The sequence below is a fragment of the Allobosea sp. Leaf344 genome (assembly GCF_001426225.1).
Lineage (GTDB): Bacteria > Pseudomonadota > Alphaproteobacteria > Rhizobiales > Beijerinckiaceae > Allobosea.
In genome coordinates, this window is the sequence record NZ_LMRT01000001.1 from 1 (window position 1) to 14669 (window position 14669).

13 protein-coding genes and 1 pseudogene are annotated in these 14669 nt (G+C 67.3%); 10 read left to right on the forward strand and 4 right to left on the reverse strand.

Going from position 1 to position 14669, the window contains the following annotated elements; all coding sequences use genetic code 11:
* On the reverse strand, positions 1-1089 hold a 1089-nt coding region (locus ASG72_RS00005), incomplete at its 3' end, for a HAMP domain-containing protein (RefSeq protein ID WP_156395733.1).
* 517 nt (positions 1090-1606) lie between these two features.
* Here ASG72_RS00005 and ASG72_RS00010 point away from each other — a divergent pair.
* Together ASG72_RS00010 and ASG72_RS00015 are read left to right on the forward strand one after the other, a co-directional pair.
* Positions 1607-2347 carry a L,D-transpeptidase gene (locus ASG72_RS00010; RefSeq protein ID WP_244488639.1) on the forward strand — a complete coding sequence of 247 codons (741 nt, stop codon included), beginning with the start codon at positions 1607-1609 and terminating at the stop codon, positions 2345-2347.
* Positions 2348-2448: 101 nt separating this feature from the next.
* A complete protein-coding gene (locus ASG72_RS00015) occupies positions 2449-3246 on the forward strand; it encodes a DUF2076 domain-containing protein (RefSeq protein WP_082540098.1) in 798 nt (265 codons plus the stop codon).
* A 58-nt stretch (positions 3247-3304) separates the two neighbouring features.
* Here the strand turns inward: ASG72_RS00015 and ASG72_RS00020 are convergent, their stop codons facing one another.
* From ASG72_RS00020 to ASG72_RS00030, 3 genes are all read right to left on the reverse strand, one after another.
* On the reverse strand, positions 3305-3967 hold the full coding sequence (locus ASG72_RS00020) for a L,D-transpeptidase (RefSeq protein WP_244488701.1): 663 nt from the start codon (positions 3965-3967) through the stop codon (positions 3305-3307).
* Positions 3968-4316: 349 nt separating this feature from the next.
* A complete protein-coding gene (locus ASG72_RS00025) occupies positions 4317-5750 on the reverse strand; it encodes a polysaccharide biosynthesis C-terminal domain-containing protein (protein ID WP_056707225.1) in 1434 nt (477 codons plus the stop codon).
* Positions 5751-5889: 139 nt separating this feature from the next.
* On the reverse strand, positions 5890-7050 hold the full coding sequence (locus tag ASG72_RS00030; RefSeq protein ID WP_056709794.1) for an MFS transporter: 1161 nt from the start codon (positions 7048-7050) through the stop codon (positions 5890-5892).
* Positions 7051-7509: 459 nt separating this feature from the next.
* Between ASG72_RS00030 and ASG72_RS20925 the strand changes: the two genes are divergently transcribed.
* The 8 genes and pseudogenes from ASG72_RS20925 (at position 7510) to ASG72_RS00065 (ending at position 14637) form a co-directional block, all read left to right on the forward strand.
* Positions 7510-8277, forward strand: a complete 768-nt coding sequence (locus ASG72_RS20925) for a sulfite exporter TauE/SafE family protein (protein WP_056707228.1) — start codon at positions 7510-7512, stop codon at positions 8275-8277.
* Positions 8278-8340: 63 nt separating this feature from the next.
* Positions 8341-8841 carry a GNAT family N-acetyltransferase gene (locus ASG72_RS00040; protein WP_162246170.1) on the forward strand — a complete coding sequence of 167 codons (501 nt, stop codon included), beginning with the start codon at positions 8341-8343 and terminating at the stop codon, positions 8839-8841.
* Positions 8838-9680, forward strand: a complete 843-nt coding sequence (locus tag ASG72_RS00045; protein WP_056707234.1) for a DMT family transporter — start codon at positions 8838-8840, stop codon at positions 9678-9680. Before ASG72_RS00040 ends, ASG72_RS00045 begins: the two co-directional genes overlap by 4 nt.
* 180 nt (positions 9681-9860) lie before the next feature.
* Entirely contained in the window at positions 9861-10148 is a 288-nt protein-coding gene (gene groES, locus ASG72_RS00050; RefSeq protein WP_056707237.1) for a co-chaperone GroES, read from the forward strand.
* A gap of 46 nt (positions 10149-10194) precedes the next feature.
* Positions 10195-11403, forward strand: a 1209-nt coding sequence (gene groL / locus ASG72_RS00055; RefSeq protein ID WP_244488640.1) for a chaperonin GroEL, incomplete at its 3' end; no start/stop codon positions are given.
* 3 nt (positions 11404-11406) lie between these two features.
* Positions 11407-11791: pseudogene (locus ASG72_RS21185) on the forward strand (TCP-1/cpn60 chaperonin family protein); the annotation flags it as partial.
* Positions 11792-12028: 237 nt separating this feature from the next.
* Positions 12029-12412: a DoxX family protein gene (locus ASG72_RS00060; protein ID WP_056707240.1), complete on the forward strand. Its 384-nt coding sequence runs from the start codon at positions 12029-12031 to the stop codon at positions 12410-12412.
* Positions 12413-12537: 125 nt separating this feature from the next.
* On the forward strand, positions 12538-14637 hold the full coding sequence (locus ASG72_RS00065) for an ABC transporter ATP-binding protein/permease (protein WP_056707242.1): 2100 nt from the start codon (positions 12538-12540) through the stop codon (positions 14635-14637).
* Positions 14638-14669 lie beyond the last annotated feature (32 nt).

Genomic DNA, 14669 nt, shown 5'->3' on the forward strand with positions numbered 1-14669 from the left:
CGCGCCCTTCAAATCGGCGAAGCGGCCGCGATAGGCGGTGTCGATGCGATGCGTCAGATCCCCGCCCGCCACCGCCTGCAGGGATTGCGCGAATTCGGTCGTGGCGGAATCCACCACGGCGTTGATCTCGTTGATCCCGGCGACCAGCTTCTGCATCTGCGGATCGGCGTCGCCGATCTGGAGGCGGGCGGAAAAATCCCCCGCCGCGGCCGCCGCGACGACCTCGCCGACATCCGAGACGATCGACGCCATGGAATCCGCCGCCTGCAGACGACGCTGCGCCGCAGCCCGCTCCTGCTCCTCGAGCGCCCGGACCTGTTCCGTGCTCTCGCGCAGCACCGACACTGCACGGGCCATTTCGCCGATCTCGTCGGTGCGTCCGGTGTGCGGCACCGCGATATCGGTCTCGCCGGCGGTCAGTCGCTTCATCACCGCGCCGAGGTCGAGGATCGGGCGGGCGATCAGGCGCTGGCCGAAGAGCAGCGCGATCAGGAAGGAGCCGGCGAGCCCGACCAGCAGGACGAGCGGCAGCAGCCAGTTGACCATGTTGGTGAAGGTGTCGGCTTCGGCCGCGAGCGCGTTGCCGGCCTCTTCGTTGCGCTTGCCGAAGTCGACGAGCAGATCGTTCAGGGCCTTGCGATTGGCGCGGTTGAGATCGTTGTTGCCCTGGGCGTTGGCGGCCTCGATCGAGACTTCGCGGCCGAGCCGGATGGTTTCCGAGCGGAAGGCGATGAAGTCCTGGATGGCCTTGGCGATCTGCTGCCCGCGCTCGCGCCCCTCCTCCGGCAGAAGACGGTTGAGCTCGGCGGTCAGCGATTTCAGCGTCGCGAAGCTGGCTTCCATGCCCTTGGCGAAGGGCTCGGCCTCCTTGGCGGTCTTCGACATGTAGATGCCGCGCGCATCCATGACGACCGCGATGACCCGGCCATTGATTCGCTCGGTGGTCAAAGCGATGTCGCCCTGCGTGCTCGACCGCTGGTTCAGGCTGCTGGAGCGCTGCAGAGCGAACAGGCCCAGGGCAGCCGAGAGGATCGCTCCGACGGCGATGATCGCCATCATGGACAGAAGCTTGGCTCGGATCGAATTCATAGGCTGGGGCCTTGGGGTTCATAGCGGGAAGGGATGATCCCGGGATTCTGCGGATGAATGCTTAAAATTGATTGAATGTCTTGGCCGGCCGAAACTTCTACTGCCGGCGATATTATACATAACTGAACTGAATTCTTATCTTGTTATTTCAGGAACGTATTTGAGTCTTCAGAAGAGACAAGCTTCTTAACCGGCTCGTCTTTCTCGCCCTGTCCATCGCAACCCCTGCGGCACGGCCGTCTAACCTTGGAGCGGCGGTTGATCGAGGCGCCGGGGAAGCTGCGTCGTGCCGCGATCGGCGTCAGAGCGAGCGTGACTATCGGATCTTCGCACCGTCGGATCACACGCGCGTGGTGGCATCGCTGCAACAGGTGCGCCCCGCCCTGCTTTGGCCACAAAGCATTCACCCCGTCGCCATAGCGGGCTCCTTGATGGGAGCCGGAGCCGAGCTCCGGAACCGTCTCCTTCGCCCGCCGTTGTTGCCCCAGACCGCATCCTTCAGGACATGATCTTCGCTGTGCCCCTTTCTCTCGCCGCCCGCCTCCTCGTCTCCGTGAAACGCTTTAGCGTCCTGCTGCTGCCCCTCGCGCTGGCGGCCTGCGTCAGCTCGCAGCCCCCGGTCGCGGTCCAGCAGGCCAGCGTGCCGATGATCAATCCGCAATATCTCGCCATGTATGGCGAGAAGCCGGACGAGCCCTATCCGCTGCCCGCGACCGATATTTCCGATGTCGATACCCGCTATCTGCGGCGCGAAGTGGCCTATGAGACGCGCGAGGCTCCCGGCACGATCGTCGTCGACACCGACAACCGCTATCTCTACCTCGTGCGCGAGAACGGCCGCGCCATCCGCTACGGCATCGGCGTCGGCAAGCAGGGCATGTCCTGGCGCGGCCGTGCGACGGTCGGCCGCAAGGCAGCCTGGCCGCGCTGGACGCCGACCAAGGCGATGATCGCCCGCGAGCCCGAGCGCAATGCGCAATGGGCGGGCGGCATGGCGCCGGGGCTGGAAAACCCGCTCGGCCCGCGTGCGCTCTACCTCTACAAGGACGGGCGCGACACGATGTACCGGATCCACGGCACGACCGAGCCCTGGTCGATCGGCCAGTCGGTCTCGAGCGGCTGCATCCGGATGTTCAACCAGGACATCATCGACCTGCACAGCCGGGTGCCGACCGGGACCACCGTCGTCGTGCTGAACCGCGGCCCGCTGCTGCCGCCGGAAGAGGACGAGTTCGGCGAAGTCGCCAGCCTCTATTGAGCGCCGGGCCGCTGGGACGGCGCCTTGATACTGTCACAGCCGCCCACCACTTCTCATCGAGGCGGCGCAGCCGCGCCGCCGCGCAATGAGAGGAGATGACGATGACGCCGCAAGAACGCGACGTGATCGCCGGTATTTTCGACCGCCTGAGACAGGCTGCCGATCAGCCCCGCGACCCCGAGGCTGAAGGCTACATTGCCCAGCGGCTGCGCGAGCAGCCCTATGCTCCCTATGCGATGGCGCAGGCCGTCTATGTGCAGGAACAATCCCTGCTGAACCTGCAGCAGCAGATCGAGTCGCTGCAGGCCGAGGTGAAGGAGCTGCAGGCCCGCGCCAGCGAGCCGCAGCCCGCCGCCTCCGGCGGCTTCCTCTCCGGCATCTTCGGCGGCGGTGCGCCGCAGCCGCGGGCCGGTTCGGTGCCGTCCTTCCCGCAACGGGCCTCCGCGGCCGAGCCGCAGCCCGCCGGCCAGCCCTCCTCCGCCTGGAACCGGCCGGGCCAGGCCTCGGCTCCCCAGCCGGGCATGGCTCCGTCCGGCCTTCAGGGCGGCCCGCAGGGTCAGCCCGGACCCTGGCAGAATCAGCCCGGCCAGGCACCGGGGCGTGGCGGCGGCTTCATGGCCACGGCGCTGACCACGGCGGCGGGCGTCGCCGGCGGCATGATGCTCGGCAATGTGCTGACCAACGCCTTCGGCGGCGGCAAGCGCGGCGAAGCGGCCAAGCCGGCGGAAACCGCCAGCGCCACGGAACCGGCCAAGCCCGATACCGCCGCGGCCGAGACGGCGAATGCTCCGGCGGCGGATGAGGGCGCGGCCGCCTATCAGCCCGCCAGCTACGAGGAGCCGATGGACCAGGGCTATGACGATGGCGGGTTCGGCGGCGACGACGACAGCTGGGCCTGAGTGGCGCACCTTTCCAAAATGATCAGCCGGCCTGGGGCAGCCCAGGCCGGTTTTTTGTTCAGATCACCAGGACCTTCGCACCGACCCGGACGCGCTCGTAGAGATCGGTGACATCGTCATTGGTCATGCGGATGCAGCCCGAGGAGACGGCCTGGCCGATGGTGTGCGGCTCGTTCGTCCCATGGATGCGATAGAGCGAGGAGCCGAGATAGAGCGCGCGCGCGCCCATCGGATTATCGCCGCCGCCGGGCATGAAGCGCGGCAGATCGGGCCGGCGCTTCAGCATTTCGGCCGGCGGCGTCCAGCTCGGCCATTCCGCCTTGCGCGTCACGGCCTTCATGCCGGCCCATTCGAAACCGGGGCGCCCGACGCCGATGCCATAGCGCAGGGCCCGCCCGCCCGGCTGGACGAGGAAGAGGAAGCGGCGCGGCGTGTCGATGATGATCGTGCCGGCCTTATGAGGGCCGTCATAGGCCACCTCCTGCCGCTGGAAGCGCGGATCCAGCACCCGCTCGATCGGACGCGACGCCTGCACGGGCTCGCCGAGCGCGGCCAACCGGCGCGAGGGAGCCACGGGTTCCGCCTGTTCGAACGGGTCGGGATAGGCAGTCCCGCCGCCATAGCCATAGGCCGAGCGGGCGCCATAAGCCGGCCGCGCGACGGGGCGGTTATAGACGACGCCGCCGCGCCCGGGGCTCGGATCGCGGCCGGTCATCAGCATCTCGATGAAGCCGCCGCCGTAATTGGGCCTCGCTGTCGAGGCCGTGGTCATCGGGTCCAGGAGCGGCGCGTCATAGCCCTGGGCGCGAAGCGGGCCGACGTTGCCGAGCGCGCCGGCCAGCAGGAAGAGCGGGATGATACGGACAGGACGCATGACGCTACACTCGCCTCTTCGAAGTGATCCGAAAGAGGCTGCAGATCAGCCTTAAAAGAATTGGTGAATCCGGAGGTTACCACGCCGGCATTACATGGTTAATGCCATCACTCCTCCGGATTAACCTTAAACCCGCTGCAAGATAGACAGTGAATGAAATGTTGCGCCCTCGCCCTCGCCCGGCAGGATGCGGCGGCTAGGGCGCGGGCCTGCGGCTGCGGCGCGCCAGCCACCAGAGCCGCAGCAGGGTGCGTCCGTGCAGCGCATCGGCGGCCAGCAGCACCGCGCCATAGACGATCCCGCCGATGCCGAGCTGCAGCGCGAGTTCCGGCAAGGCTGCGAACCGATCGCGCAGCGGCCAGATCGCGACGGCCATCAGCAGCGCGGCGAGGATGACGAGGCCGCTGTCGCGCAGCGGCGGCGCGGGCAGGTTGCGCAGCGCGACGAAGCCGGTCACCGCCAGCACCGTGAGAAAGGCGGCGGATTGCGCCAACCCATAGCCGAGCGGCCCGGCGGAGCCGGCGAGCCAGGCACCGAGGAGGAGATTGACGGCCAGCGCCAGCAGCGCCGCGAGCGGCGCGACCAGAGTGCGTTTCTCGACCAGGAAGACCGGATAGAGCGCCGCCTGGAACAGGGCGATGGCGAGGAAGCCCGGCAGCAGCGGCGTCATATAGGCGCTGAAACTGCCCCGGAAGCTCTGCGGCACCATCAGCCTCTCGAAGGCCGGGAGGATGCAGAGCAGCCCCACCGCCGCCGGCAGGGCGATCAGCAGCACCAGCGGCAGGTTGCGGGCGATGCGCCGGCGCGCGGCCGCCCTGCCCTTCGTCTCCTCCAGCCGCAGGATCTCGCGCAGCAGCACGATCTCGATGCCGGCGCCCAGCGTGCCGAACAGGCGCAGGCCGATATCGGAGGCGAGGGAGAAATAGCCGGCCTCGGCGAAGCCATGGGCGCCGGCCAGCAGCGACCGGTTGATCAGCGGGATCAGCGAGTAGATCGCGTTGCCGGCCACGAGCGGCAGGGCATAGCAGGCGAAGCTCCAGGCCAGATCCTTGCGGAAGCCGCGCAAGGCCAAAGGCGCATCGGCCAGCGCGCGGCGCACCGCCAGGAGCGAGGCCGCCGTGCTGGCGAGCCCGCCGAGCAGCACCATGGTCGCGTCCCGCAGCCACCAGGCGCCGCCGACCATCAGCACCAGGCCGAGCAGGTTCTTGACCAGCATCATCCGCGCATAAGCGGCGTCGAGATAGCGGGCGCGGGCGATCGCGCCGTGATAATCGAACAGCCCGGCGGTGATGCCGGCCAGGACCGCGGCCGATACCAGCATCGCCGGCAGCCGCAGATCGAGCCCCGCAGCCACCGCCGCGACCAGCAGAGCGCAGAGGGAAAGGCTGATGCCCGCGGCGAGCAGATCGAGCGTCGCCCGGATCTCGGGCTGGCTCTGGCGCGTGCCCTGCGAATAGAAGCGGACGGCGGAGAGTTTCAGCCAGTCCATCAGCGCGGTGTTGACCAGCACGATGATGGCGGCGCCGATCGCGTAGCGCCCGAATTCGTCAGGCCCCAGAAACAGCGCGACCAGCAGGCCGAGCACGAAGTTCATGCCGGCATTGATCACGAAGGGCAGCAGAACTGTCATCGCGGCTGGGGCATGCCACCGTTGGAGCCCGGCGACTCAGGATGCCGCGGGCGGTTGTCGGCATGCCCTAGCGCGCGGCGGGCGAAGTTCCAAGCGCGCTGGGGGCCGGCTCCCGCCCGTCGGCGGGGCCTCGCCCGGCTTAGGCCTGACGGCTTTTGGGCAGGAACCAGGCGAGCAGCCCCATCGCCGGCAGGAAGGAGCAGAGGTGGTAGACGGCGTCGATACCGATGCGGTCGGCCAGCTGCCCGAGGATCGCCGCCGCCAGCCCGCCCAGCCCGAAGCTCAGCCCGTAGAACAGCCCGCCGATCATGCCGACGCGGCGCGGCGCCAGATCCATGGCGTAGATCAGGATGCTGGCGAAGGCGCTGGACATGATCAGGTTGATCAGGATGGTCAGCACCCCCGTCCACAGCAGATTGGCGTAAGGCAGCATCAGGGCGAAGGGCAAGGCGCCCAGAATCGAGAACCAGATCACCCGATGGCGGCCGATCCTGTCGCCGACGATGCCGCCCGCCAGCGCGCCGATGGCGGCCGAGACCAGGAACAGGAACAGCATGATCTGCGAGAACTGGACCGAGACGCCGAAGCGGTCGATCAGGAAGAAGGTGTAGAAGGAGGTGAAGCTGGCGTTATAGGCGTTCTTCGAGAAGAGCAGGATGATCAGCAGCGCCATCGCGCCGATCACGGTGGCGCGCGGCAGTTCCGGCCTCGCCTCTCCTTGAGGCGCACCGGCGGCAGCCTTCAGCTGCGCGCTGCGCATCTCGGCGAAGCGCCGCGCGGTCCAGACCATCAGCACCATGGCCAGCATGGCCGCGGCCGAGAACCAGGCGATGCTGGCCTGGCCGCGCGGCACGATGATGAAGGCCGCCAGCAGCGGGCCGAGCGCCCCGCCCGTCTGGCCGCCGACCTGGAAGATGCCCTGCGCCAGACCCTGCCGGCCGCCCGAGGCATTGCGCGCCATGCGCGTCGCTTCCGGGTGGAAGATCGAGGAGCCGAGGCCGACGCAGCCTGCCGCAAGCAGGAGATGGACATAGCTCGCGGCGAAGGAGAGGCCGATGAGCCCGACCAGGGTGAAGCCCATCCCGACCACCATGGAATAGGGCATCGGCCGGCGGTCGGTGACATGGCCGACCAGGGGCTGGAACAGCGAGGCGGTGATCTGGAAGGTCAGGGTGATCATGCCGATCTGCCCGAAATCCAGCGCATAGGCGGATTTGATGATCGGGTAGATCGCCGGGATCAGCGACTGGATCATGTCGTTGAGCAGATGGGTCACGCTCAATGCCACCAGCACGGGCATGGCGGCGCGATGGCTGAGGGGCAGCGTCGGGCTGATCGCGGTCACGAGACTGGCTCTCTCCCAAATCCTGGCGACGACCCTTCGCGAGCGCTGTCGCTCACGCCTGCGAGATGCTCCGGAGGCCCGGCACCGCATGCGGAGAAACCGGCTCCGATTGTCGCTTTCTGTCTCTGCCCCACGCCTATCCCCTCATGGTGGACGGCGGAAGCGCGATCTTGCGGATGTGATGGAGACATGAATGCATGGCGGGACGGGCGGCGAAGTCGGCACCGCCCGCGCCGTCATGCCGCCGGAACAGGGGCCACCCGGTTCAGCCGGCATGGCGCCGTGTCCCGATCGACCCTAGCGTATCGCTGCGAGAGCCCATCGGCATGTGTCGCGGGCGCGCGGCCGGCGTCTGCGCGCCGGGGCGGTTCTCGGCGACATGAACCTTTTACGACAGGGGTCGGCGGTGCGAGGATGATGTCGGGCGATCCGCTGTTCTATTGCATCGGCCTGGCGACGATCCTGATCATCGCGATCGGCAAGAGCGCCTTCGGCGGCGGGCTCGCCATCCTCGGCATTCCCCTGCTCGCGCTCGTCGTCTCGCCGGTGGAGGCGGCGATCATCGTCGCGCTCGAGCTCTCGCTGATGGATATCCTCGCCCTGCAGCGCTTCGGCCGGGCCAGCTGGTCCCTGCCCGATCTGGCATGGCTGCTGCCCGGCCTCGCGGCGGGGATCGCGCTCGGTTATCTCGTCTTCGTCCATGTCGATGCGCGGATCGTCTCGCTGGTGATCGGCGTGGTCACGCTACTGTTCACCGCCCATTGGTTCTTGAAGGGGCGGTTGGCCGCGGCGGGCGCGATGCCGGTGCGGCCGGGCCTGGCGCTGCTGGCAGGCGCTTCCTCGGGCTTCACCACCTTCGTCGCCCATGCCGGGGGCCCGCCGGTCGCGATGTATCTGCTGGCCCGCGGGCTCGACAAGACCCGGCTGGTCGGCACGACCATCGTGATCTTCACCCTCGGCAACTGGCTCAAGCTGCCGCCCTATCTGCTGCTCGGCCTCGACAATCCCGGGACGTTGTGGAACGCGCTGGTGCTGGCGCCGGCCGTGCCGCTGGGGATCTGGCTCGGTCGCATCGCCCATGACAGGCTCGACCAGAAGCGCCTGTTCTTCTGGTGCTATGTGCTGCTCAGCACGGCGGCGGCGAAGCTGACCCTCGACGCAGCGCTGGCATTGCTGCGCTGATCACATGCGCGGGGGTCGCGGATGCCACTACCGGCCTCCTGCGAATTTGCTAAAGCCGTGGGCATGATTGCTCTGCCGCCCCTCCGCCCCGTCCGCGATGCCGATTCCGAAGCGCTCGCCGCTTTGCTGACCGCGAGCTTCGCCGAATATCCCAACTGCTTCTTCGTCATGGACGAGTTTCCGGAGCTGCGCCGGCCGGCGACGAGCTACGCCGCGAAGGGCGGGCGGCTCTGGGTCGCCGACGCGCCGCAGGGCGGCCTCGCCGGCTCGCTGGGCGTGGCGCCGGTGCCGGGGCAGGACGCGGTCGAGATCAGTAAGGTCTATGCGGACCCCGCCTTCCGTGGCTCGGGGCTGGCGCAGGCGCTGTTCACTGAGGCGCTCGGCTTCGCCCGGGCCGGCGGCTATGGCGAGATGATGCTGTGGTCGGACAGCCGCTTCGCCCGCGGGCATCGCTTCTACGAAAAGCTCGGCTTCGTCCGCTGGCCCGGCGAGCGCTACCTGGCCGATGTCTCGGAGACCTGGGAGTATCATTTTCGCAAGTCGCTCGCCGGCCCCGGCTCATGAGCTGGGGCACGGCGCTGCGCGCCATTCTCGGCATCGCCCTGCTGACCCTGATGGACGCGGTCATCAAGGCGCAGATGCTTCAGCACCCTTTCCTGGTGGCGCTGTTCATGCGCTTCGCCATGGGCGGGCTATGCGCGCTCGCCGTGCTGGCGCTGGTCCGGCCGTCCCTGCCGACGCGCGACAGCGTGATCGGCAATCTCGCCCGGGTGCCGGTGGTGGTGGTCACGGCCGGAAGCTTCTTCTACTCGATCTCGGTGCTGCCGCTGGCGGAAGCGCTGACCCTGTCCTTCCTCGCGCCGGTCTTCGTGGCGCTGATGGGCGCGCTGCTGCTGAAGGAGCGCTTCGACGGCCGCATCCTGCAGGCGCTGCTGTTCGGCGTCGCCGGCATGCTGATCATGGTCTGGCCGCGGCTGCAGGGCCAGGTCAGCGGCGCCGGTCTCGGCGTCGCCGCGGCGCTGTTCTCCGCCCTGTCCTACGCCTTCAACCTGATCCTGCTGCGGCGGATCGCGCTGAAGGAGCATCCGGCGATCATCGTCGCCTTCCAGAATCTCGGCCCGGCCCTGTGCCTCGCGATCCCCGCCGCGCTGGTCTTCGTGCCGATGACGGCGGCGGATGTGGCGGCCTATGGGCTGGCGGGTGCGCTCGGCGTCGGCGGCCATCTGCTGCTGACCTCGGCCTTCGCCCGGGCCCCGGCCTCGCGGCTGGCGCCGCTCGAATACACCGCGCTGATCTGGGCGAGCCTGCTCGGCTATGTCATGTTCGCCGAGGTGCCGCTGATCACCACCTATGCCGGGGCGGTGCTGATCGTGGCCGGGGCGGTCGCCGTCAGCCGACGCTAGAGGCGCCGCGGGCCGGCCTCGCTTACCTTTCGTCCGCCTCCCGGCTTGACTCTCGAAGCGGCCCCTCCTATCTCCCGGCCACCGCGTTTGGCACTCGATGACCGAGACTGCTAACAGGTGCCCATGGCGGGCCGGCCCTCAGGCGCCCGCATCGAATAAGACCGAGAGGAAGACAGAACCATGAAGTTCCGTCCGCTGCACGACCGCGTTGTGGTCCGCCGCCTGGAAGGCGAAGAGAAGACCAAGGGTGGCATCATCATCCCCGACACCGCCAAGGAAAAGCCCCAGGAGGGCGAAGTCGTCGCCGTCGGCCCCGGTGGCCGCGACGAGGCCGGCAAGCTGACCCCGCTGGACGTCAAGACGGGCGACCGCGTCCTCTTTGGCAAGTGGTCGGGCACCGAGGTCAAGATCGATGGCCAGGACCTCCTGATCATGAAGGAATCCGACATCATGGGCGTCGTCGGCTGATCAGCCCGAGACCGCTCGTCCCGTCATTTTTCAAGGAGTTGCTCTCATGGCAGCCAAAGACGTCAAGTTCTCCACCGACGCGCGCGATCGCATGCTGCGCGGCGTCGAAATCCTCGCCAACGCCGTCAAGGTGACGCTGGGCCCGAAGGGTCGCAACGTCGTCATCGACAAGTCGTTCGGCGCTCCCCGCATCACCAAGGACGGCGTCACCGTCGCCAAGGAGATCGAGCTCGCCGACAAGTTCGAGAACATGGGCGCCCAGATGGTGCGCGAAGTCGCCTCGAAGCAGAACGACGCCGCCGGTGACGGCACCACCACCGCGACCGTGCTGGCCGCCGCCATCATGCGCGAGGGCCTGAAGTCGGTCGCCGCCGGCATGAACCCGATGGATCTGAAGCGCGGCATCGATCTGGCCGTCGAGGCGATCGTCGCCGACCTCAAGAAGAACTCCAAGAAGGTGACGTCGAACGCGGAAGTCGCGCAGGTCGGCACCATCTCGGCCAATGGCGACGAGTCGGTCGGCAAGATGATCTCGACCGCCATGCAGAAGGTCGGCAACGAGGGTGTCATCACCGTCGAGGAAGCCAAGACCGCCGAGACCGAGCTCGACGTCGTCGAGGGAATGCAGTTCGACCGTGGCTATCTCTCGCCCTACTTCATCACCAATGCCGAGAAGATGGTCGCCGAGCTGGAGGACCCCTACATCCTCGTCTTCGAGAAGAAGCTCTCGTCGCTGCAGGCGATGCTGCCGATCCTCGAGGCGGTGGTGCAGACCGGCAAGCCGCTGCTGATCATCGCCGAGGACGTGGAAGGTGAAGCTCTCGCCACCCTCGTCGTCAACAAGCTCCGTGGCGGCCTCAAGGTCGCGGCCGTCAAGGCTCCGGGCTTCGGCGATCGCCGCAAGGCCATGCTCGAGGACATCTCGATCCTCACCGCCGGCCAGATGATCTCGGAAGATCTCGGCATCAAGCTCGAGACCGTGACCCTCCAGATGCTCGGCCGCGCCAAGAAGGTGCGCATCGAGAAGGAGAACACCACGATCATCGACGGCGCCGGCAAGAAGAAGGACATCGAGGGCCGCGTCCAGCAGATCAAGGCGCAGATCGAGGAGACCACCTCGGATTACGACCGCGAGAAGCTGCAGGAGCGCCTGGCCAAGCTCGCCGGCGGCGTCGCGGTGATCCGCGTCGGTGGCGCGACCGAGGTCGAGGTCAAGGAGAAGAAGGACCGCGTCGACGACGCCCTGAACGCGACCNNNCCTGCTGCGTGCGCTCCAGACGGTCAAGTCGATCAAGACCGCCAATGACGACCAGAAGACCGGCATCGAGATCGTCCGCAAGGCGATCATGGCTCCGGCCAAGCAGATCGTCGACAACGCCGGCGACGACGGCGCCGTCGTGGTGGGCAAGCTGCTGGAGTCGAAGGACTATTCCTTCGGCTACAACGCCCAGACCGGCGAGTATGGCGATCTGGTCCGGATGGGCATCATCGACCCGACCAAGGTCGTGCGCACGGCGATCCAGGACGCGGCCTCCATCGCCGGCCTGCTGATCACCACCGAGGCGATGATCGCCGAGCTGCCCAAGAAGGACAGCGCCCCGGCGATGCCGGGCGGCGGCGGCATGGGCGGCATGGATTTCTGATCCATCCACTCTCGAGACCAGGAGGCCCGGCGCGAGCCGGGCCTTTTTTTTGATGGTGATCGCTGGTGCGGACCTCGCCATCTCGTGATGTATTGCGTCGCAGCAAAGGGGTTTCGGCAGAAATCGCGGTTCAGCACGGAGCCCTTGCGACTTAAGGAGGATGTCAGCCGGGCCTGTCGCAGCGATCATCCGGTCGCGAGGACGGCAGGCTCACGCACTTCCAGAAGGACCTGCCCCATGCTCGCTTCGCCCGCCCTCTCCGATGCCGCTAAACTGATCGGCCGCATCCTCCTCGCCCTGATGTTCGTCCTCGCAGGCTGGTCGAAGATCGGCGGCTTCGCCGGCACCCAGCAATACATGGCCTCCGCCGGGGTCCCGGGCGCGCTGCTGCCGCTGGTGATCGCCGTCGAGCTGATCGGCGGCCTGATGATCGTCGTCGGCTACAAGACGCGCTATGCGGCGCTGGCGCTGGCCGGCTTCACCCTGGTCGCCACGCTGCTCTTCCACATGGCGCCCGACCGGATGCAGCAATTGCTGTTCATGAAGAACCTCGCCGTCGTCGGCGGCTTCCTCGTGCTCTTCGCCTCCGGTCCCGGGCGCTGGTCGCTCGATCGCGGCTGATCGCCATCACGAATCGCTGACCCCCGAGAGCCCGGCCACAAGCCGGGCTTTCTTCTATGGCTGTAGGGACTACAACAGGCGCTCGAATCATGGCTTCCGCCATGGCCTGCGTAAGGGAAGATGCGATGCGTCCGCTGAGTCTGGGTGTGGCCGTCCTTGCCGCGCTGGCGTTGATCCTGGGCCAGCAGACCGGCAATGCCGGGACCATCGGAATGGGCGTGGTCGGGCTTTTCCTGGCGGTGGCCCTGTTCCGCTCCACGGGCATCGCCTATTTCCTGAAGATCTTCTCCAGCATCTTCGGCACGGAATACATCCTGTTCGGCGCCGGCGCGATGCTCGCGCAGATCGGCTACTGGCCGGCGAGCTGGCAGGCGGCGGCGCTGCCGACCAGCCTGCCGACCACCGTCGCGGTCTTCGGCATCCTGATCTACCTCATCTCCTTCATTCCGGTGGTGCAGCGCATCGCCCGGATCTCCTCGCCCTATTTCCTGTCGGAAGCGCGCACCACCGCGCATCTCTGGCCCTTCGGCCGCTATTCCGTCCGGCTCGGGCATATGGCGGTGGCGCTGATCGTGTTCCTGGTCGTGCTCAACCAGGCGCAGGTCGGCGTCTCGCTGCGGCTCAACTTCTTCTACCGCGATTTCTACAACGCGCTGCAGGAGAAGAATGCGGATGCCTTCTGGTACCAGCTGATCTTCGTCTTCTGCGTCTGGGCCGCGATTTCGGCGATCAGCAATCTCGTGGAGATCGTCGGCCAATCCGTGCTGCTGATCCGCTGGCGGGAGTGGATGGCGGCGGAGTACAACCGGCGCTGGCTCAGCAACGGCACGCATTACCGGATCTCGCTCGCCGGCACGGCCGACAACCCCGACCAGCGCATCGCCGAGGATACCCGCGCCTTCCTCAACCAGACCTATTCCTTCTCGCTGACCATGCTGACGCAGGTCTCGACGCTGGTTTCCTTCTCGATCATCCTCTGGACGATTCCCGTCGCGATCACTGTGCCCGGCACCAATCTCGTCATCCCCGGCTTCATCTTCTGGGCGACGCTGATCTATGCGGCGGTGGCCACCTGGATCACGCATCTGATCGGCAAGCCGCTGATCGCGCTCGATTTCGAACAGGAGCGGCGGGAGGCGAATTTCCGCTTCTCGCTGGCGCGGCTGCGCGAATATTCCGAGCAGATCGCGCTGATGAACGGCGAATATGCCGAGCGCCAGCATCTGGCGCGCAGCTTCTCGGCGATCGTCGCGAATTTCTTCGATCTGATGTGGCGCAAGCTGAAGCTGACGACCTTCACCCTCGCCTATAACCAGGCGAATGTGGTGATCCCCTTCGTCCTGCTGGCGCCGTATTACTTCGCCGGCGCGATCACCTTCGGCGTGCTCAACCAGGTCTCCTCCGCCTTCGGGCGGGTCGAGACGGCGATGTCCTTCTTCATCAACTCCTACCAGTCGATCGCCTCCTATCTCGCCTCGATCAACCGGCTCACCACCTTCGAGGCCGCCATCGCCCAGGCCCAGGCGGCCGATGCCGGCGACAAGGGCATCCATCAGGACAAGGCCGGCGGCGCCTCGGTCGAAGTCGACGATGCGGTTCTGACGCTGCCCAATGGCCGGCCGATCGTGCGGGTGAACGGGCTCGACCTCGGGGCGCATCGCCGCACGCTCGTGGTCGGCCCGTCGGGCTCCGGCAAATCGACCCTGTTCCGCGCCATCGCCGGGATCTGGCCGTTCGGCGAAGGCAAGGTCGGCATCCCCGAGGGGGCCGAGATCATGCTGCTGCCGCAGCGCCCCTATCTGCCGCAGGGCTCGCTGCGCGCGGCGATCGCCTACCCTTCCGAGGAGCATGTCTATTCGGATGCGCAGATCGCTTCCGCCATGGCCAAGGTCAATCTCGGCCATCTCGCGGAGCGGCTGGACGAGGTCGATCTCTGGGGGCAGCGCCTGTCCGGCGGCGAACAGCAGCGCCTGGCCTTCGCGCGGGCCTTGCTGGCCAAGCCGGACTGGCTCTTCCTCGACGAGGCGACAGCCTCGCTCGACGAGAAGCTGGAGGGCGAGATCTACGCGCTGATCGACGAGGAACTGCCGGAGACGAAGATCGTCTCGATCGGCCATCGCTCGACGCTGCGGACGATGCACGACACGGTGGTGATGATGGCGCCAAACGAGGACGGGACCTATAGCCCGACGGCGGAGAAGCGCGAAATGGTGGAGCCCGGCTGAGCGGCAGCGGCCGCGGCGAGCGACCTCCTCAC